The organism is Leisingera sp. NJS201, from assembly GCF_004535885.1.
GTDB lineage: Bacteria > Pseudomonadota > Alphaproteobacteria > Rhodobacterales > Rhodobacteraceae > Leisingera.
On sequence record NZ_CP038240.1, the window covers coordinates 16225 to 34431 of the forward strand.

Genomic DNA, 18207 nt, shown 5'->3' on the forward strand with positions numbered 1-18207 from the left:
GGGCTCTGCCTCACTTTGTGTGGCGCAACTATCCTGAAACAGGAAAATTCAGGAGGGATGGTTGTGAGCTCGAAGAAGCATTGGTCGCCCGGGGCCGAAGTTTCGGTTCAATGCGTTGAGCGAAGTGATTTCGGCGGGTGGATCGTATCGGGCAGTCTGACACCAAGCGGCATCTGCCCAGACTGTGGATTGCATTCACGCCGACGTCACGGCTGGCGGCGTCGGCGGTTGCAGGATTATCCCGCCCATGGAGAGGAGGTAACGGTTGATCTCGCGATTTGCCGTTGGCGATGTTTGGCACCCGCTTGCCCACGCCGGACTTTCGCAGACCAACTCACCTCGATTGCGCATCCGTTTGCACGTAGCACTTCGCGTGTCGGGGAGATTGTCAGTCATCTTGGGCATGCAACCGGCGGACGGCCTGCCGAACGGCTCTTGCACCGTTTGGGCCTTGGGGTCAGCGATTACACGGTGCTCAGGCAGTTGAAAAAGCGTGCTCAGGGCACCGCCAAGCCGCCGACGGTCATCGGGATTGACGACTGGAGCTGGCGGAAGTCGCAAACCTACGGCACGATCATTGTGGATCTGGAGCGTCGCGTGGTGATCGACATTCTTGAGGATCGAGATGTCGTCACCTGCACCAACTGGCTCAAGCGACACCCCGAGGTGAAAGTGATTAGCAGAGATCGGTGTGGTCTCTACGCCTAGACTGCACGGCAAGGGGCACCGCAGGCGAAGCAGGTCGCTGATCGGTTCCATATCGTGCAAAACCTGCGGCAGGCCATTGAGGAGCAAATGAACCTCCACGGCCCTGAGACCGGCAGAGCGCTGCTGGCCGACGCCGACAATATCACCGCAGCCGGCAGCCTTCTGAAGTCACGCCTTGCGCACAGGACATCTCGGGAAGAGATTTTCACCACCATCCATGCGCTCCGAAATCAGGGGCTTAACTGTAGCGAGATCGGGCGACGAACAGGGTTCCCGCGCCGCAGCATCGCGAAATGGCTGCAGTTCGAGACGCCACCGGACCGCAAACAGGCCGCTTTGAAACCGACTTCGCCGTGGTACTTTGAAGAATTCCTGAGCCAAAGCTGGAAGGACGGCATTCGAACAGGCAGCGCCCTGTACCGTATGATCCAAGAGCGTGGTTACGAGGGGAGTCAGTCGCATTAAAAGCGGCTGGGGCGGGCGGGCGCAGAGCCGAAAAGCAAACGAAGGGCCCCGCCGTGGAGCACCAGATCCTGGAGCCGGTCCGGGGCCCGGAAACGGGGCATGCGATCTCTCCGGTCATTGCGGCCGCGCTGTGCATCAAACCCAGCGGAAAGCTCACCTCGGATCAGGCGCGGAAAGTCGACACGCTCAAAGCCGGTTCTCCCGCCTTCACAACGATGCGCAGCCTCGCCATGCGTTTCAACGGTATCATGCGTGGCCGCCAAGCGGGTCCGCTCCCTGCATGGATCGACGACGCCATCGAAACCGGCCTGACGCCCATTGTGCGCTTCGCCCGCACCTTGAACCGGGACTTCAATGTGGTCAAAAAGGCGATCGAGATGCCCTGTAACAACGGCCAGGCGGAAGGTCAGATCAACCGCCTGAAAACCCTCAAGCGCGCCATGTACGGCCGAGCCGGTCCAGAATTGTTGCGGGCGAGAATGCTACCGTTCCGCCACACAGATTGAGGCAGAGCCCAATTAAAGGCTACGCGACACAACCGTTTGATGACTGGCGCCCGATCTTGCGTGTGTCCCCGGTCCCGTGCACCCGGTAATACAGCCACGACAAATAAAGCACGTGGGTTCCAAGCGGGTTGTCAGGACCCGGCGGCCAATAGTCAGGCCATTCGGGGTTGCGCTCTTTCATTGATGGAGTGGGCCGCCAACTGGGCCTCTCCACCTTCCTTATAACCTCTGTATATCCTCGGCGGGTCAGCTCTTCCGAGGCGGGGACACTTGAAGGGTAGAGTTTGTAAACACTTTCGTCTTCCGACCAGTACTGGACTGCACGCGAGTCAATGTCGCACATAATTGCACCGTGCTGAAGGTTATCGAAGTGGTCTTGCCAGGGATCCGCACTGAAGGACAGAAATATTTCTGCGTACCGCCGAGGGCTCCTGCTCCTGAGCACGGAGAAGGGAAGGTGTTCCCAGAAGTCCGATCATAGTTGTCGAGACGAACTGGCACCGTGTTTTCTTTGAATCAGTAATATACTTTGCCTCGCCCTTTTGTTGATGAACGGATACGACCTCTAGCTGCTAGAGCTTCAACCGAAAATTGATGACGTTCTCGTGAGGCGGCGAGACTAGAGATATCTACGTGTTTCAGCGCAATAGTTGCGATACTTGGTGCCGTATTGTTCGCACAGCCATGGCTCTTCTGCGAGCGGGGCAAGGGCCAGCGCGGCAACTCCAACGATGACGACAGGCCAAACCCAAGGTGAGGCGAAGAGAAGACCCAAACCTATTAGGATGGCCATGTCGGCAAGATACTGCGGATTCCGAGAGAAACGGTAGAGACCCGAAGTGATCAGCTCGTCTCTCACCCCACTGGTGGCTTTCAGTCCAATGATGAATGCCCCCACCAGGCGATCAGATTTCCGATTGCGATCAAGAACGGCCCGACTGCCCAACGGAGCGCGTTGGGCATAGAAGCGGATTTCCAATCCACGATGCCCAAACCGATCACCGCCCCAAACACGGCCAATGTGAGGCCCCATGCAATGATTGGTATGACTGAATGCTCTCTGTTTGGAGGCCAGATGCGCTTGGACGGGCGGACGATCGACCAAAGGAGCGCACCAATCAAAACCAGACCGGACAGCAGGCCTACGACCACTAGTATGCCTTGGGCAATCGTCATGAGCGGTGTCCGAACACCTGCGCCTCCTGATGCGCATTGTCGGTCGCTTCGAATTCAAGCGTGGAATGCTCGATTGAGAAACGTTCATGCAGCACCGATTTGACGTTTTCTTTAATTTTGTCGGCCTCACCCATCCGGTCGCGTTCGACAACAATATGGCAGTCCAATGCCGCAGCGTTCTCCTGCATTTGCCACAGGTGGACATGATGCACGTCCACAACGCCATCGACAATCTGGATCGCTCTGACCACGTCATTTCCATCAATATCTGGTGGGCTCCCAAGCATCAGGGTTCGAATTGGGGCCCCTATTTCGGTGAAGGACAGATACAGGATGTAGAGCGCGATGCCGATGGTGATGGCCGGATCCACCCAACGCATATCATAAAGTATAATGAGCGTCCCGCCGACTATGACGGCCACTGAAGCCAACGCGTCCGAAAGGTTGTGGAGAAACAGCGCGCGGATGTTCACGCTCCCCTTCTGCATCGAATAGGTCAGCATTGCGGTCAGCGTGTCGACCACAAGCGCAATTCCACCGAGAATGACGACGGTCCACCCCATGACTTCGGGTGGATCAATCATGCGCATGCCACCTTCGTAGATCAGGTAGAAGCCGATCACGATCAGGGTGGTGTAGTTGATCAGGGCAGCGACGATTTCGACCCGGCCATAGCCGAAAGTCATGCGCTCATCGGCCGGGCGGCGCGCGATCTTGCGCGCGGCGAAGGCAATGACAAGCGAGGCCATATCGGAAAAGTTGTGCAGCGCATCGGCGATAAGTGCTAGACTGCCCGACAATATGCCCCGACGATTTGCGCAACAGTAAGTAGCCCATTCGCCCAGATCGCGATCGCAACCCGTCGATCCCCAGAATTCGGATCGATATTCGCGTGCCCGTGATCATGCGGCATTGGCAGGCTCCTCATGCGCGTGTGTCGCGCGTCGGTCAGTCTTCAGGCGGCCGCTGCGGAAACCACGTACGCGCGCATTCATCCAGTGGCGTATTATATGACGGTAAAGGGCACCACGCAGCCTTCCAAAGGATTGCTCATGGGACAAATAGAAGGCGTCGGGCGTATCGTACACGCCGAAATCTTGCACGATGCCGGTTTTCTGAATGTAGGTATCTTCTCCGTTCCAGGCGACGGGAGGCGCGCCAAGGCAATCCGTGCCCGCGCCATAACCGCAGAGACTGTCCGTGTCCGAGAACGATCTTTGCAGGACTTCGAAGAAAGCGTCATCCAGGATGAAGCCTTCAAGGTTGATCCAGGCCCCTTGAAATTCGATCTCTACCCACGAGTGGAGAATTTCCTCTGGAGCAAGCGGATACACCAACTCTGGGACAACACCGCGCTGCAAGCCTTTGTGGATCGTAAACCCATGCAACCGGCAACGAACGCCAACACCACGCAGCAGCGCCATTAAGAGCGTGCCTTTCGTATTGCACTGCCCGTAGCCGTCGGAAAGTACCTCGGATGCGGGGATGTCGTCAGCTCGATTGTATCCGAACGCAATTTCATTTCGAACGAAATCATAGGCAGCTCCGATCCGATCGTATTCGGATAAGTCGCGCCAGCTGCGGCTCTCTATTAGATGCGCAAGAGGCGCGGCATCAAAATCCAGTAGTTTGGTGGGTGCAAGTAGGGGGTTGGTTATCTGCAACGGAGTCGCTCCTCGAATCGTCTTGGAACAGACTAGTCTCTATAGTTACTGTAGCTTCAACCCCTTCTTTTAGAAACGATCTCTCGCAACTACTTGTCCGTGTGAACTGCTTTGTGGTGTTCACCGTGTGCGTCGCGTAGGATATTGACACCGCCCCAGGCCGCGATCCCGGCGATAATCACACCGACGACTAGGTCGGGCCAGTTCGTTCCCAGCCAGGCAACGAGGCCACCTGCGACTACGATTCCGAGGTTTGCCGCAAAGTCGTTCCAGCTGAAAGTATTGGCCGCGCGGATGTTGACGTCCGGATCTTTGAGCCGAGCGAGCAACCAGACACAAACTGAGTTGATGGCCGCCGCGATCAGCGCCATGACGATCATAACGGTGCCAAGGGGATCCGACCCACCGACATAGCGGCGCCAAGCATCATAAAGGATCCCGATGGCGAACACGATCAGCAGGCCGCCCGAGACATTCGCCGCGCCACGTTTCCATTTCGCAGACCGCGACAATGCAAACAGACTGATTGCGTAGACCAAGCTGTCTGAAAGGTTGTCGAGCCCGTTGGCGATCAGGGCACTGGAATCCCCGAAGGTCCCAGTTGCGAAAAAGGCCGCAGCAAGACTGATATTGAGACCGAGAACGATCCAAAGTGTGCGTCTTTCTGCTCGTTTTTCTGCCGCCATACTTCCCATTCCAATTTGTGAACTATGATCTTTCAACCTCTCTGGCAGATCAGGGTTCCGGATTGATTATTGATGGTCAGTTCCACGTACGACCGTCGGGAGCTTTCAGGCAGGCGCCCCAACCAATGCAGAGCATAGCCCTTTTTATGGGGCGATGAGATCGCGATTTGAGACGGTTTCAAGTTCAAACCATAAAGTTCAATTGGTTCGTGGCGCGGCCAGTATTATAGCTGCGCCGAGCAAGCAAACGGCTGTGCCAAGCGCATCCCACCTGTCCGGTCTGTGACCCTCTGCAAGCCACATCCACAGTACCGAAGCCGCAATGTAGACTCCGCCATAGGCGGCAAAGGCGCGGCCCGCAGCAACCGTTTCGACTTGCGCCAGAAGCCACCCGAATACCACCAAGGCTACAATACCGGGTACGAGCCAAGCCGCGGATGCGCCGAGGCGCCACCAGCTCCAGATCGCGAAACACCCGGCGATCTCGGCCAAGGCCGCAAGCGGGTATGCAAGCGCGGCAGGCATCTCAGGCGCCGATCTCGTCATGTTCGGTCAAACATTCGGAATGATCCCGCAACACCTCAAGCACCTTGCAATCGGCAGTACGTCCACCGCTGCATTCGTGAACCATGCGTTTCAGTTCGGTGCGCAGCGCCTTCAGACGGGCCATGCGCTGCTCCACCTGCTTTAGCTGGCGACGCGCAATCGCGTCGGCTTCTTCGCAGGGCCGATTGGGCTGGTCGCTGAGGTCGAGCAGCTCGCGGATCGCATCAAGCGAGAAGCCGAGTTGTCGCGAATGGCGGATGAAGGACAGTCGGTCGAGCTGTGCGTTGTCATAGCGCCTCTGTCCGCCTTCAGTCCGGCCAGGTTCGGGCATGAGCCCGATCTGCTCGTAGTACCGAATGGTCTGCACCTTTGTGCCGGTCTTCTTTGACAGAGTGCCGATCGTGAGCATCTTCGCCTCCATGAAAAAGTTACAGTCTTTGTAGGTTTTGCCGCCCCAATAGACAAGTGCCGGATTCACAGACGCGTGAGTTTAAGCCACAACGTGATTTCGCGCTTGAACCTCTAGTAGCTAGAGGATGTAAACGCGACAATAATCAAGAACCAAAATCAGGCGCGCAGGTTTGTCCCTTACATCGGCACAGAAATTTCTTTGGGTTTTGGCAGGCGTCGCGTCGCTTGCCTTCGTATGGCTTTTGCTCTGGTCGGACTATCGCGCTGACCGCGCCCGAACCGACAACGATCCAGCGTTTGTCGCTGCATTCGAATTGACGGACCACCAAGGTGTGGTTCGCACGGAAGAAGACTTTTCGGGGCGTTGGATGTTGGTATTTTTCGGCTTCAGCAACTGCCCCGATGTCTGCCCGACGACACTGTCTGAGGTCGCGGCGGTGATGGACGGTCTGGGCGACAATGCCGCGAGGGTCCAGCCGATTTTCATAACCATCGACCCCGAACGGGACACGCCCATGGCACTCGCCGAATTCGTTCCGCTGTTCGATGCGAACATCATCGGGCTGACAGGTACGCCCGAACAGATCGCCGCTACATCCGAAACGTTTCCGATCTTCTTTGAACGCATCGAAGAGGCTACAGCTCCGGATGGCTACACAATGGGCCACACGTCACATCTGTTTCTATTCGACCCCGAGGCAGGCTTTGCAGACTCATGGCCCTATGGCACGTCCGCTGAAGAGATTCTCGCCGATCTGGAAGAGAGGATCTGACCGACATGAACCGCGTACCCGCAGAAACCGCCCTCGGGCTGGCATGGATCGTTGCCCTCGTCGCCTCGCTTGCTGTACTTTTCATCGGCGAAGTGATGGGGCAGACACCCTGCGTGCTGTGCTGGTTCCAGCGCGCCTTCATGTTCCCGCTCGCGATCATTCTCGGCCTCGGCCTTTGGTGGCGAGACGGCAGCGTCGGGCGCTATGGCATCGCTCTGGCGCTTGGTGGTGGCGTGGTCGCCCTGTGGCACATGGGCCTCTACGCGGGCCTGATCCCCGAACGCATCCAGCCCTGCACGGCCACCGGCCCCTCTTGCACCGATGATAACCAATTGGTCTTCGGCATTCCGATCCCGCTGATGGCGCTGGTCGCCTTCGCACTGATCGGGTTCCTGTCGGCACTTTCATTGAAGGAAACACAAACATGAATCGACGCGGCTTAATCCTGTCCGTTCTCGCCCTCGGCGTTGCCGGTTTCGGCGGAGCCACTTGGTACGCGACTCGCCCCGGCCCCGCGGCCGAAGCAAAAACCGTTGCGCCGGAACTCGCGGACGCGATGATCCGCTCTTACTCGCCCATCCTCGGACCTGCCGACGCGCCCGTCACGATTGTCGAATTCTTTGACCCGGCCTGCGAGGCTTGCCGCGCCTTCCATCCGATCGTGAAGGACATCATGGCACAGCATGGAGATGCCGTCCGCGTCGTTATCCGCTACACCGCGTTTCATGGCGAGGCATCCGAGGAAGCGATCCGCGTGCTCGAGGCAGCACGCATGCAAGGCGTTTACGAGCCGGTGCTCGAAGCCGTTCTGCGGGATCAGCCGAGATGGGCGTCGCACGGCGCGCCTGAGCCCGGTCTGATCCTCCAGATCGCCGCCACTGCCGGACTCGATGCAGAGGCCGCGCGCACGCAAATGCTGGCACCGGATGTCGTTGCGATCCTGAATCAGGATCGTGCGGACGTCGAAACCGTGGGAGTTCGCCAGACTCCTACTTTCTTTGTAAACGGCAAGTCGCTCGATCCATTCGGGGAGGCAGAACTGCGTCGATTAGTGGCCGCGGAAGTTGCTGCCGTGCAAAGCTGAATGGAAAAGGCAGGACCAAAACGATGAAAAAGATTATTATGACGGGCACACTGGCCGCGCTCTTGACCTTTGGAGGGCTCTCAGTACCCGCACTGGCCGGACCCGTGGATGTCGTCGTCGAAAGCGCCTGGTCCCGCGCCTCCATAGGGATGAACCGCCCCGGGGCCGCCTACATGACGATCCGCAACACTGGCGACGAGCCGGTGACGCTGATTGGTCTTTCAACACCCCTCGCGATGATGCCCGAGATCCACGAGACGAAGACCAATGCCGAAGGTGTGAGTTCCATGAGCGCGGCAGGTGAGATCGCGATCGCCCCGGGCGAGAGCGTCGCGCTTGAGCCGGGCGGCCTCCACGCGATGTTGATGCGGCTACAACAACCCATGACGGAAGGGGAAACCTTTCCGCTGACCCTACTTTTTGTCGACGGGGGCGAGGTGACAGTCGAGGTGCCGATCCTTGGCATCGCCGCACGCGGACCGGAAGACTAATGCGACGAAGGACGATCGCAGGATACGGCGCGGCCGGTGCCGGTGCAATTGCCTTGACGCTCTTCGTCGGTTGGTGGCGGGTCGACGGACCCGGTGCGCCCGAACCTATCGAGCAGCGGCCTATGGCTCTGACCGAGATGGATTTCCGCCTGACTGACCATGAAGGCAACGAGGTCGGGCCGGAAACCCTGATCGGGCGACCGACGATGGCGTTCTTCGGTTTCACTTACTGCCCCGATGTCTGCCCGACCACGCTCTCGGACATTTCAGGTTGGCTCGACGATTTAGGAGACGAAGCCAAACAGTTGAACGTGGTTTTCATCACGGTCGATCCCGAGCGCGATACCGTCGAGGCGATGGCAGAATATGTCAGTTATTTCCACCCAGCGATCCGCGGCTGGACGGGACCGGAGGGGCAGATTGCGCGCATCGCGGACGGCTTCCGCGCTGCCTACGAGCGGGTGCCCACGGAAGGCGGCGACTACACGATGAACCACACGGCCAGCGTCTTCCTGTTCGGTGCCGCTGGACGGTTCGTCACCATGATTGACTATCATGAACCGAGGGAATTCGCGGTACCGAAGATCCGCCGCGCGTTGGAAGAAGAAACGGAGGGAGCGACATGAGGCTCAGAACTTTTGCGGCAGGTGTCGCGCTTGCGGGGACCGTTTCGGGGGCGGCTATCGCATTCTTCGATGTTCTGTCGAAAGAACCCGTGCCGCCAGAACTTGCCCAGGCAGGTAGCTGGATGCCCCAGCGTCCTGAAGCTCCCCGGAGCCTGGATATTCCGTTGTCGCTGCCAGCTACGGCGTGGGTGGAAGATACACCCGGCTTCGGCCCCTTGCCCCTGCTGCAGGCCGCTGTTGTTGACAGGCCGATGCAGGCCATCGAACCGCCCCTGTTGACTTGGTCTCGCGACATCTCTTCTGGTGAAACGCTCGACTCCTTGCTTTCCGAAGCCGGTCTTGCGGGAGCCGACAGGGCGGAAGTCGCCCTTGCACTTGGCGCGGAATACGATCTGCGACGGTTGCGGCCGGGGAATTCGGTCACTGTTGTTTCGACTATGGATGGCAGCCCCCGCACCGTCTCGCTCGCCGTCGAGGACGGGGTGCGGATCGAGGTGCTTTTTGGCGAGCAGGTGTCCACGCAGGTCGTGGCGCCGGATCCGGAGATCGTAACCCTTGCTGGGGAGGCCGTGATCGACACCTCGATCTTCGCGGCACTCGACAATGCCGGCATCCCCGCCCGATTTGCCGTGGACCTTGCGCAAATGCTGGGTGGAACCGTGGATTTCCGCCGTGAGATGGCTGGAGGCGAGACACTAAGGCTTCTCTGGCGCGAGACGCGCGTCGGCGATGACAAGATCGGACAGCCGGACCTCGCCTTCGCCGCACTGGAAATCGGCGATTCGCTTTACGAGATCGTTTGGCCGGACGACGGCAGCGGTCAGGCGACGATCTACGTCGATGGCGAGGTGCTTCGCGTCTTTGCACAGCCAGTCGAGGGCGCGCGCCTCAGCTCGGTGTTCGGGCGCCGCACACATCCTGTCTACGGAAACGTCCGGATGCACACCGGCGTCGATTTTGCCGCGGCAAGCGGGACGCCGGTACGGACGACGGCACCGGGCCGGGTCAGCTTCATCGGCTGGCGAGGCGGTTATGGACGCGTGGTCGAAATCTCCCATGGCTCCGAGACCATGACGCGCTACGCGCATCTCAGCGCCGTGTCGGAGGGCCTAACACAGGGCCAACGCGTGGCGGCGGGAGATGTGATCGGCCGCGTTGGCGCAACCGGCACAGCGACAGGTCCCAACCTGCACTACGAAGTCCTCGTAGATGGGCGTCCGACTGACCCTCTCTCTGACGACAGGCTCGCCGAAGCCGCAGAGAACGAGGTGGATGATACCGCCGCGCTGTTGCGTCTGACCGAGGCGCGCGCGCTTCTGACTGAAAACCTTGACAGCGAAATTGCCCAGACGACAACCGAAAGGCTCTGACCCATGAAACGCATGACCCAAGCTCTGACCATCGCGCTCGCCCTGTTCCCGGCGGCCCAGGCCCTCGCAGAGGCAACAGCGATAGACGTCCGCAAGACCAACGGATGCGGCTGCTGCCTGTCCTGGATGAACCATCTCGAGGAAAACGGATTCGCGCCGACGGGCGAGAACATGTTTGGCGGGTCGCTGGTTCGTTTCAAGCTCGACAACGGCGTGCCGCAGCGCATGGTCTCCTGCCATACCGCGCTCATAGAGGGCTACGTGATTGAAGGCCATGTCCCGGCCGCTGATATCCGCCGCCTTCTTGAGGAACGCCCGGACGCCGTCGGCCTCGCCGTTCCGGGAATGCCCTATGGCTCGCCCGGCATGGGGCCGGAAGAAAACCGTGAAGCTTATGATGTCTTCCTCATCCGCGAGGACGGGTCGACCGAAGTCTTTTCAAGCTACGCCGAAGGATAATCTGGCCCGCTTATGGAAAACCTGTCTCCGATAATGCTCGGCTTTCTCGGAAGCCTTGCCGCCGGATCGCTCACGGCAGTCGGAGCAATTCCCGTGCTGTTCGGGCGCATCCCGTCGCGGGCGACGCGCGATCTGTCGCTCGGCTTCGCTGCCGGCGTCATGCTCTCAGCCTCGTTCTTTTCTCTGATCATCCCGGCGTTGGATGCGGCGGAGCCGATGTTCGAGAACGGCGCGATGCCTGCGGCCATCGTTTGCGTCTCGATCCTTTTGGGCATGGGGGCCGTTGCATTGATGAATGAAAGGCTGCCGCACGAGCATTTCAGAACGGGACGCGAAGGGCCCGAAGCGGCGTCCTTACGGCGGGTCTGGCTGTTCATCATCGCAATCACGATCCACAACTTCCCGGAAGGCCTCGCGGTCGGAGTTGGCTTCGGTTCCGGAGGTATGGAAGGCGGTCTGCCACTCGCCATCGGCATCGGGCTTCAGAATGCGCCTGAAGGGCTGGCCGTTGCGGTATCCCTGTTGGGCGAAGGATATCCGAAGCTGCGCGCCTGGGGCATCGCCGCGCTAACGGGAATGGTCGAGCCGATTGGCGGTTTGCTCGGGGCCGGCATCATCACACTGTCGGAACCGCTGCTGCCATGGGGCTTGGCCTTTGCCGCAGGCGCCATGCTTTATGTCATCAGCCACGAAATCATCCCCGAAACCCATCGCAGCGGCCATCAGAACAAGGCAACGCTCGGCTTGGCCGTCGGGCTCGTTTTGATGCTTTTTCTCGATGTTTGGTTGGGGTGACGCAATGCCAGTGCATAAACTATCTCCGGTGATCGGCATTTTTGCGGCGCTTGCCGCTGTCGTAATCGATCAGATCACAAAAGCCATTGTTGTGGCGAATGCGGCCTCTTTAAGCACTGGAATCGCCGTGTTTCCAGGTTTTAACCTTGTCTTTTATCGCAATGATGGCGTCACTTTCGGATTACTTGGCGGCGCACCATGGTGGAGCCTCATAGCTCTCGCTCTTGCCATCTGCGGCTGGCTGGGGGTTATGCTGTTTCGCGCCGAAAATGCGGTTGAAACGCTCGCTTACGGAGCGATCATCGGTGGAGCCTCGGGCAATGTCATTGATCGTGTGCGGTATCGGGCTGTAACGGACTTCCTGGATTTCTACATCAACTCAACGCATTGGCCTGCCTTCAACATGGCCGATGTGTTTGTCGTCAGTGGCGTGGGGCTCTTGCTCGCCGCACCCTGGATCAGTGCGCGGCGTCCGATCAAGTCGTGAAGCCGGCAATTCTGAACTGCTTCGCTCTGCGCAAACGTCTGCTCTCGCGGATGACGCTTGGTTTCGCCGCCGGGCCGCTGACCGTTCTAACCTTCCCGCCTTTCTCGATTCTCCTTCTTGTTCCCGTTGCCTATTCTGCGTTGTTTGTCGGTCTTCGCGACCTCTCCTTCGGGCGTGCTTTTCTCGTCGGCTGGGCGTTTGGTCTCGGCCAGTTCGGTTTCGGGATTTCGTGGATCGCGGAAAGTTTCTACGTCGAACCCGAGCGTTTCGGGGCGCTGGCGACCCCGGCCGTCGCGGGATTGTCCGCAGGTCTCGCGATTTTCCCGGCCATTGCCGCCGTGCTCTTCGTCGAAATCGCGCGGCGCGGAGCCATGGGCAGTCTCCTGGCCTGCCTCCTGTTCGCGACCTCCTGGACCGCGGCCGAGTGGTTGCGCGGTCACGTTCTGACAGGTTTTCCGTGGAACCTCGCCGGCTACGCTCTGGTCGATTACGCCGCCCTTCGCCAGCCCGCCGCCTGGGTGGGAAGTTATGGGCTAAGCTTTCTCACCGTGTTCGTAGCGGCACTCCCCGGCGCGGCTCTCATGGCGGTCGGGCGACAACGATTGATCATCTCGCTAATGCCGCTGGCCGGCATCGTGACGATGTGGGCCGTCGGCACGCTTCGCCTCCAGTCGGATGCACCACAGCCACCGGATGTCGACCTGCGCATCGTTCAGGGCAACGTTCCCCAAGAGGAGAAATGGGCGCCCGAGAACCGCGAGGCGACCTTCGCGCTCTATCTCGAGCTTTCAACCCAGCCCGGCGATTTCGACGTTCTTCTCTGGCCGGAAACCGCCTTTCCCGGGTTCCTCGATGAGGATGCCCAGGCGCGGGCCCGCATTGCCGCTGCGCTACCGGACGGCAGCGTGCTGCTAACCGGAGTGCCGGACCGTGTACTGAGCGAGGATGGCACCCGATATTTCAACACCGTCCAGGCTTTTGACGATACCAATGAGATCCTGACCGGATACGCGAAACACCATCTCGTGCCCTTTGGCGAATACGTGCCATTCCGCGGCTGGTTGCCGATCGAGCGGCTGACGGCGGGGCTGGGCGATTTTACGCCCGGACCGGGTCCGCGCACCCTTGCGCTTCCGGGTATGCCGCTGGTCGCCGTGGCGATCTGCTATGAGATCATTTTCCCGGGCCATGTGGTCGACGACATGTTCCGACCCGACTGGATTTTTAACGCGACGAACGATTCCTGGTTTGGAACCAGCATCGGACCCGAGCAGCATCTGGCTTCCGCACGTATGCGCGCCGTAGAGGAAGGCCTTCCTGTCATCCGAGCCGCGAATACGGGCATCTCTGCGGTCATCGACGCGAACGGAGAGATCATTGCGCGGCTCGATACAGGGGAAAGGGGCATCATCGACGCTGATCTTCCCTCAGCGCAGCCGCCTACGCCATATGCGCTTTTCGGGGACTGGATGTTGCTGGCGCTCATCTTGGCTTCGTGGAGCTGGGCTCTGGCGGCCAATGCGACGGCTAACTACCGCCGCATGAGAAAGACCGTCATGCAAAGATGTGGATAGGCGTTCCGTCCTTCACCATTGCATAGATGTCCTCGATCTGCCGATCTGTGACTGCGATGCAGCCAGCTGTCCAGTCGCGGATGTCCGTCGGGTCGATGCCGGGGCGTGGACCACCATGGATGAAGATGTCGCCGCCGGGGGAAAGGCCCTGCGCTGCGGCAAAGGCGATGTCGGCCTCATTTGGATAAGAGATGCCAACTGAAAGATGATACGTACTTTCAGGGTTGCGCTTATCGACTATGTAGGTGCCCTCCGGGGTCCGACCGTCTCCCTCGAATTGCTTGTGACCCTGAGGAGCGAAGCCCAGCCCGATCGGATAGGTTTGCAGCACGCGATCGGATCCGTCGAGAACAAGCAAACGCTGTCCCTTGTAGAGCCGAAGTCGCGTCACTTCGGGTCCGTCATAGCTGCGGAACTTGCCGGCACAGCCCGACAAAAAGGCCGCTAAGCCACCCAACAGGACGGCGCGGCGGGGAAATCGGATGGTTTTCACTGCTCGATGCCTCTTTCGTGAGGTCTGATATGGAAATAATGTTACCTTGCAAATGCCGCGTGATCAATGTCCGTGGGCAAGCGCGGCCTTTGCGATCTGTGGCCCAACCTGCTCGCCACCGGACGGCGGTGCCTTGGCCTCTTGGCTGTTGAGCAGGCGCAGGGCGTTCGCCACCACCAGCAATGACACACCCACGTCGGCTGCAATAGCGCCCCACATCGATGCCATTCCGAACGCGGTAGCGACAACGAAAACTCCCTTGGTCGCCAAGGAAATACCGATGTTCTGATGGATAATCGACATTGTCCGGCGCGAATGACCGATCAGCCAAGGCACCTTGCCGAGGTCGTCGGTCATAAGGGCAATGTCCGCCGTCTCGATTGCCGCGTCAGAACCAACCGCACCCATCGCGATGGCATAATGCGCGCGCGCCATTGCGGGTGCATCGTTCACCCCGTCGCCGATCATGGCAACCATGTCATGAGTTTTGACCAGTTCTTCGATGGCTGTCACCTTGTCTTCGGGCAGAAGCTCAGCGCGCACCTCGTCGATACCGACCTCGGCGGCAACGGCGCGCGCTGTTCGCTCGTTGTCACCGGTCAGCATAACGATGGTTTTCACGCCTTGCGCGTGAAGTTGCGCCACGATGCCCTTGGCATCAGGGCGGATGCGATCGCGCAGTTCAAGAATGCCCGTCACGCCGGATTCATCGCCGACAGCGACAAGGGTGCTGCCGGCGCCTTCGATCCGCTCCCGCAGATCCTTCGGAATGGCGTCGCCGAAACCCTTCTCCTCGGCAAACCGGTCCGACCCCAGCCAGATGGACCGTCCGTCGGTGCGTCCTTCAAGTCCCCTGCCGGGAATGGTGCGGGTATCCTCTGCGGCGGACACCTTGACGCCGTCGGCCTCCGCCCGCGCGAGAATGGCACGCGCCAAAGGGTGCGACGAACGTGCCTCCAGCCCTGCGGCGAGGGTCATCAGATCTTGTGCTGAAGCCCGCCCAGCGGGTGCACCGCCGCCACTTCCGGCTGACCCATGGTGATTGTGCCGGTCTTGTCCATGGCCAGCGCCGTGGTCCTGCCCGGCGCCTCTACATAGGCACCGCCCTTGATGAGGACGCCCGCCCGCGCCGAAGCGGTGAGCGCTGCGACGATGGAGACAGGGGTCGAGATGACCAGAGCGCATGGGCAAGCGATCACCAGCAGCACGAGGGCATTGTAGAACCAGTAATCCCAGGCTCCGCCGAAGATAAGCGGCGGCAGTAGCGCAATTGCGACGGCGAGAGCCATGACGATAGGCGTGTAGATGCGGGCGAACTTTGCCACCCACTGTTCCACCGGCGCGCGGCGGGCATGGGCGTCGCCGACCATGCGGATGATCTTGGCCAAGACGGTATCCGAGGCGACCTTCGTGGCGCGCACAGTTAGTGTACCTTCGCCGTTGATCGTGCCCGCATAGACCTCGTCTCCGGCCTCTTTGGGTATCAAGGCACTTTCGCCGGTGATCGGCGCCTGGTCGACCGCGCCCGCGCCACCCGTCACCTCGCCGTCGAGCGGGATACGGTCGCCACCGCGTACAATAAAGCTTGAGCCTACGGCGACTTGCACCGCCGGCATGTCGGTCTCGCTTCCGTCATCGTGGATCACGCGCGCCGTAGGTGGCGCAAGATCCAGGAGCGCCGACACAGCGTTCCGCGCGCGCCCAACGCTCCAGCTTTCGAGAAAGAGGGACAGCGAAAAGAAAAAAGCCACTGTCGCTGCCTCGAAGAATTCACCGAGCCCGATGGCTCCGGCGACTGCGACAACCATCAGCAGGTTCATGTCGGGCGACAGCCGACGTGCGGACGACCATGCCTTCGGTGCCACAAGCCAAACGCCGAATAGGATAGCAACTGCAAAAAGCCCTGCCTCGGCCAGCGGCATCGGCGCTTCGCCGTGCCCCGCGAAGAGGCCGAGCGCCCCCCCATACCGGTCTCGACGATGTGCCAGAGAAAACCCGCCGCCCAGAAGCCGCCGCTGAGAGCCGTAAACAGCCGCTGTCGTGCAAGATGGGCCGCTTGGTCGACCGACGCGTTCTCGGCATTCCACGGCTTCGCCGTCATGCCGGTGCTCGCGACAAGTTCCGCAACTTCGTCGTCCGATACACTCTTTGCGCTGTCGAGAATGGTCATCCTCCCGTTGATTACATCGAACGCGAGATGCTCGGCCCCGCCGATCTGCGGGCCGATTACCTTATTCAAGATCGCGACCTCCTCGGCGCAATCGAGGCCAGACACCTGAAAACTGCGCCCGCCGGTTGGCGCGGGAGTCGTCGGTGCGATGTCGCCGCACTTTCCGGCGCTACCACAGCAACTGCCGCCGCTTGCCTGGGCGTCTTCGGCGTGATCGTGATCGTGGCGGTGGGTGTCGGACGGCATGAACGGACCTCTGGATTCGGGTGCTTTGTCATGACATAGCCCCTACAGTAGCTAGAGCTTCAAGAGAAAAGTTCGGTGGTATTTCCGTTTGTTTTCTTGCTAGACGGTCCGACGACAGCCTCAATCACGGCGTGAGGCATAAAAAGCCGATACGAAGAAAAACAGAAAAGAAAGGAAACTCGATGCAGGTTTTGATGCTGAAGCAAAAAATGATGGTTGCGGTGGCGCTTTTGCTCACGACAGGATGCGCCATCCAGCCGACAGGGCCGGACGACACGGCAGACCAGACGGGCAACGTTCCCGAAGCCGTGGTTGCGATGGCTGCTCCGGATCAGGATGTTGCAACCGCGCGCCTCGTGCCGGAAGACGGCTGCTATTGGTACGAACACAGCGGGCCGGTCGAAACGACGCTGCTGCCGTTGCGCACGGCGAACGGTAATCCGATCTGCGTGGCACGCGAAGCTTGAGGACGCGTCAGACGTTGCATCAACGCGCCTCAGACCTACGCACCACACTCAACTTCGCGCGGTGACACTGTCCTCCGCTGAGTACAAATGTGCCGTCGATTCGATCTCAACGTTGGGATAAAGTTCGTTAATGTGAGCCATGACCATCCGCACGCAACCCGAACTGGCTCGACCGCCGATACTTCTCGGATAGGGCGTGCCGTGTATTCGAAGATAAGTGTCGCGGCCTCCGACGTACAGATAGATGGCTCGTGATCCCAAAGCGTTTTCGGGGCCGGGTTCCATCCCGTCGGCCCATCGTGCGTTTTCCGGATCCCGCTCGATCATGTTCTGGGTCGGTGTCCAATGCGGCCACCTCACCTTGCGTTTGATCGTGTAGACCCCAGGCTCGTATAGGTTGCCCCGGGCAATGGCCACACCGTAGCGCATTGCGGTCCCGCTCTCCTCGATATGATAGAGATACCGCGCGACCGCATCGACATGGATGTCTCCTGGCACGAGCCCGGGTTTCGCAATCACGCGTTGGGGCAAAAAGCGCGGGTGTAGGCCCCAAGGGTTTGACGCGGCCGGATCGAATCCGGGCGGCGTGACTTGCGCGTCCCATTCAGCCTTCTGTGCCTCGGTGGGCCAGGTATCGGCCAACAGGGGGCTGGAAACAGACGCGGAGAATAGCGCCGTTGTTGTTTGAATGAAGTGTCGTCTTGTCAGCATGTCGTACCCTTTCGGTTCCCACCAGAATCTATGGCAAGAACGGTATCTGTTCACTTTGATTAGATAGGACTTCTAGTGGCTAGAGGTTCAAGGACATATTTTCGTGAAAACACACGATCCTTGTGATCCGCAATTTACCATCCGCTACTACGAAAAGATCGGCGCGCCGCCCAGCCTGACCCGGCCTGTTCCCGAGACCACGGTTGCTGCAGAGTCAGATCCTGTCGAAGCTGGCTATGGAGGAAGGCCATATCGCCCGCTTCGCCTGAGCAGCGAACGGCAGTGTGGTGAACTTTGAC

Annotated in this window: 20 protein-coding genes and 4 pseudogenes; 13 read left to right on the forward strand and 11 right to left on the reverse strand. The window is 59.8% G+C overall.

Annotation, left to right across the window (positions count from 1 at the left end):
* Nucleotides 1–141 precede the first annotated feature (141 nt).
* Nucleotides 142–1679, forward strand: a pseudogene (locus ETW23_RS24355) (ISL3 family transposase).
* A gap of 25 nt (nucleotides 1680–1704) precedes the next feature.
* Here ETW23_RS24355 and ETW23_RS24360 read toward each other — a convergent pair.
* From ETW23_RS24360 to ETW23_RS24390, 8 genes and pseudogenes are all read right to left on the reverse strand, one after another.
* A pseudogene (locus tag ETW23_RS24360) lies at nucleotides 1705–2158 on the reverse strand (L,D-transpeptidase); the annotation flags it as partial.
* 140 nt (nucleotides 2159–2298) lie between these two features.
* Nucleotides 2299–2577, reverse strand: coding sequence for an isoprenylcysteine carboxylmethyltransferase family protein (locus ETW23_RS26505; protein WP_254695282.1), 279 nt, complete (start codon nucleotides 2575–2577; stop codon nucleotides 2299–2301).
* Nucleotides 2553–2855 (reverse strand): hypothetical protein, encoded by a 303-nt coding sequence (locus ETW23_RS26510; protein ID WP_254695283.1) that lies wholly within the window; start codon nucleotides 2853–2855, stop codon nucleotides 2553–2555. The genes ETW23_RS26505 and ETW23_RS26510 overlap by 25 nt, the downstream gene beginning before the upstream one ends.
* Nucleotides 2852–3768 (reverse strand): annotated as a pseudogene (locus ETW23_RS24370) (cation diffusion facilitator family transporter). Before ETW23_RS24370 ends, ETW23_RS26510 begins: the two are co-directional and overlap by 4 nt.
* A complete protein-coding gene (locus tag ETW23_RS24375) occupies nucleotides 3758–4513 on the reverse strand; it encodes a transglutaminase family protein (RefSeq protein ID WP_092465208.1) in 756 nt (251 codons plus the stop codon). Before ETW23_RS24375 ends, ETW23_RS24370 begins: the two are co-directional and overlap by 11 nt.
* A 95-nt stretch (nucleotides 4514–4608) precedes the next feature.
* Complete coding sequence (locus tag ETW23_RS24380) at nucleotides 4609–5205, reverse strand: cation transporter (protein WP_009807985.1); 597 nt, start codon at nucleotides 5203–5205, stop codon at nucleotides 4609–4611.
* A gap of 198 nt (nucleotides 5206–5403) precedes the next feature.
* Nucleotides 5404–5730 (reverse strand): YnfA family protein, encoded by a 327-nt coding sequence (locus tag ETW23_RS24385; protein ID WP_009807984.1) that lies wholly within the window; start codon nucleotides 5728–5730, stop codon nucleotides 5404–5406.
* Nucleotide 5731: 1 nt separating this feature from the next.
* Complete coding sequence (locus ETW23_RS24390; protein WP_039965742.1) at nucleotides 5732–6160, reverse strand: helix-turn-helix domain-containing protein; 429 nt, start codon at nucleotides 6158–6160, stop codon at nucleotides 5732–5734.
* Nucleotides 6161–6332: 172 nt separating this feature from the next.
* Between ETW23_RS24390 and ETW23_RS24395 the strand changes: the two genes are divergently transcribed.
* The 10 genes from ETW23_RS24395 to lnt are packed head-to-tail and all read left to right on the forward strand — an operon-like array spanning nucleotide 6333 to nucleotide 13821.
* Complete coding sequence (locus tag ETW23_RS24395) at nucleotides 6333–6935, forward strand: SCO family protein (protein ID WP_232617642.1); 603 nt, start codon at nucleotides 6333–6335, stop codon at nucleotides 6933–6935.
* Between the two features lie 5 nt (nucleotides 6936–6940).
* Nucleotides 6941–7363, forward strand: a complete 423-nt coding sequence (locus tag ETW23_RS24400; RefSeq protein WP_009807981.1) for a disulfide bond formation protein B — start codon at nucleotides 6941–6943, stop codon at nucleotides 7361–7363.
* Entirely contained in the window at nucleotides 7360–8019 is a 660-nt protein-coding gene (locus ETW23_RS24405; RefSeq protein ID WP_009807980.1) for a thioredoxin domain-containing protein, read from the forward strand. Before ETW23_RS24400 ends, ETW23_RS24405 begins: the two co-directional genes overlap by 4 nt.
* Nucleotides 8020–8042: 23 nt before the next feature.
* The gene (locus tag ETW23_RS24410) at nucleotides 8043–8510 is read left to right on the forward strand and encodes a copper chaperone PCu(A)C (protein WP_009807979.1); all 468 of its coding nucleotides are present in this window, start codon (nucleotides 8043–8045) and stop codon (nucleotides 8508–8510) included.
* Nucleotides 8510–9136: an SCO family protein gene (locus tag ETW23_RS24415; protein ID WP_009807978.1), complete on the forward strand. Its 627-nt coding sequence runs from the start codon at nucleotides 8510–8512 to the stop codon at nucleotides 9134–9136. Before ETW23_RS24410 ends, ETW23_RS24415 begins: the two co-directional genes overlap by 1 nt.
* A complete protein-coding gene (locus ETW23_RS24420) occupies nucleotides 9133–10506 on the forward strand; it encodes a M23 family metallopeptidase (RefSeq protein ID WP_009807977.1) in 1374 nt (457 codons plus the stop codon). Before ETW23_RS24415 ends, ETW23_RS24420 begins: the two co-directional genes overlap by 4 nt.
* Before the next feature lie 3 nt (nucleotides 10507–10509).
* The gene (locus ETW23_RS24425) at nucleotides 10510–10965 is read left to right on the forward strand and encodes a DUF411 domain-containing protein (RefSeq protein ID WP_009807976.1); all 456 of its coding nucleotides are present in this window, start codon (nucleotides 10510–10512) and stop codon (nucleotides 10963–10965) included.
* Between the two features lie 12 nt (nucleotides 10966–10977).
* Entirely contained in the window at nucleotides 10978–11760 is a 783-nt protein-coding gene (locus ETW23_RS24430; RefSeq protein ID WP_027238629.1) for a ZIP family metal transporter, read from the forward strand.
* A gap of 28 nt (nucleotides 11761–11788) precedes the next feature.
* Entirely contained in the window at nucleotides 11789–12247 is a 459-nt protein-coding gene (gene lspA / locus ETW23_RS24435; RefSeq protein WP_134831762.1) for a signal peptidase II, read from the forward strand.
* Nucleotides 12214–13821, forward strand: a complete 1608-nt coding sequence (gene lnt, locus ETW23_RS24440; RefSeq protein WP_102856007.1) for an apolipoprotein N-acyltransferase — start codon at nucleotides 12214–12216, stop codon at nucleotides 13819–13821. Before lspA ends, lnt begins: the two co-directional genes overlap by 34 nt.
* Here the strand turns inward: lnt and ETW23_RS24445 are convergent.
* Together ETW23_RS24445 and ETW23_RS24450 are read right to left on the reverse strand one after the other, a co-directional pair.
* The gene (locus ETW23_RS24445) at nucleotides 13802–14314 is read right to left on the reverse strand and encodes a murein L,D-transpeptidase family protein (protein ID WP_009807972.1); all 513 of its coding nucleotides are present in this window, start codon (nucleotides 14312–14314) and stop codon (nucleotides 13802–13804) included. The genes lnt and ETW23_RS24445 overlap by 20 nt on opposite strands.
* 63 nt (nucleotides 14315–14377) lie before the next feature.
* Nucleotides 14378–16730, reverse strand: a pseudogene (locus ETW23_RS24450) (heavy metal translocating P-type ATPase).
* A gap of 182 nt (nucleotides 16731–16912) precedes the next feature.
* Between ETW23_RS24450 and ETW23_RS24455 the strand changes: the two are divergent.
* The gene (locus tag ETW23_RS24455) at nucleotides 16913–17197 is read left to right on the forward strand and encodes a hypothetical protein (protein ID WP_092465194.1); all 285 of its coding nucleotides are present in this window, start codon (nucleotides 16913–16915) and stop codon (nucleotides 17195–17197) included.
* Between the two features lie 48 nt (nucleotides 17198–17245).
* Here ETW23_RS24455 and ETW23_RS24460 read toward each other — a convergent pair whose 3' ends face one another.
* Nucleotides 17246–17908, reverse strand: a complete 663-nt coding sequence (locus ETW23_RS24460; protein ID WP_092465193.1) for a L,D-transpeptidase — start codon at nucleotides 17906–17908, stop codon at nucleotides 17246–17248.
* 103 nt (nucleotides 17909–18011) lie between these two features.
* Between ETW23_RS24460 and ETW23_RS24465 the strand changes: the two genes are divergently transcribed.
* Entirely contained in the window at nucleotides 18012–18206 is a 195-nt protein-coding gene (locus tag ETW23_RS24465; protein WP_123618725.1) for a hypothetical protein, read from the forward strand.
* Nucleotide 18207: the final 1 nt, after the last annotated feature.

What these genes read in the sequence shown, in the direction of transcription:
- ETW23_RS26510 (WP_254695283.1), bottom strand. Translation starts at nt 2,855, where the DNA reads ATGACGATTGCCCAAGGCATACTAGTGGTCGTAGGCCTGCTGTCCGGT.
- ETW23_RS24380 (WP_009807985.1), bottom strand. Translation starts at nt 5,205, where the DNA reads ATGGCGGCAGAAAAACGAGCAGAAAGACGCACACTTTGGATCGTTCTC.
- ETW23_RS24385 (WP_009807984.1), bottom strand. Translation starts at nt 5,730, where the DNA reads ATGCCTGCCGCGCTTGCATACCCGCTTGCGGCCTTGGCCGAGATCGCC.
- ETW23_RS24390 (WP_039965742.1), bottom strand. Translation starts at nt 6,160, where the DNA reads ATGCTCACGATCGGCACTCTGTCAAAGAAGACCGGCACAAAGGTGCAG.
- ETW23_RS24400 (WP_009807981.1), top strand. Translation starts at nt 6,941, where the DNA reads ATGAACCGCGTACCCGCAGAAACCGCCCTCGGGCTGGCATGGATCGTT.
- ETW23_RS24405 (WP_009807980.1), top strand. Translation starts at nt 7,360, where the DNA reads ATGAATCGACGCGGCTTAATCCTGTCCGTTCTCGCCCTCGGCGTTGCC.
- ETW23_RS24410 (WP_009807979.1), top strand. Translation starts at nt 8,043, where the DNA reads ATGAAAAAGATTATTATGACGGGCACACTGGCCGCGCTCTTGACCTTT.
- ETW23_RS24415 (WP_009807978.1), top strand. Translation starts at nt 8,510, where the DNA reads ATGCGACGAAGGACGATCGCAGGATACGGCGCGGCCGGTGCCGGTGCA.
- ETW23_RS24420 (WP_009807977.1), top strand. Translation starts at nt 9,133, where the DNA reads ATGAGGCTCAGAACTTTTGCGGCAGGTGTCGCGCTTGCGGGGACCGTT.
- ETW23_RS24425 (WP_009807976.1), top strand. Translation starts at nt 10,510, where the DNA reads ATGAAACGCATGACCCAAGCTCTGACCATCGCGCTCGCCCTGTTCCCG.
- ETW23_RS24430 (WP_027238629.1), top strand. Translation starts at nt 10,978, where the DNA reads ATGGAAAACCTGTCTCCGATAATGCTCGGCTTTCTCGGAAGCCTTGCC.
- ETW23_RS24455 (WP_092465194.1), top strand. Translation starts at nt 16,913, where the DNA reads ATGCAGGTTTTGATGCTGAAGCAAAAAATGATGGTTGCGGTGGCGCTT.
- ETW23_RS24460 (WP_092465193.1), bottom strand. Translation starts at nt 17,908, where the DNA reads ATGCTGACAAGACGACACTTCATTCAAACAACAACGGCGCTATTCTCC.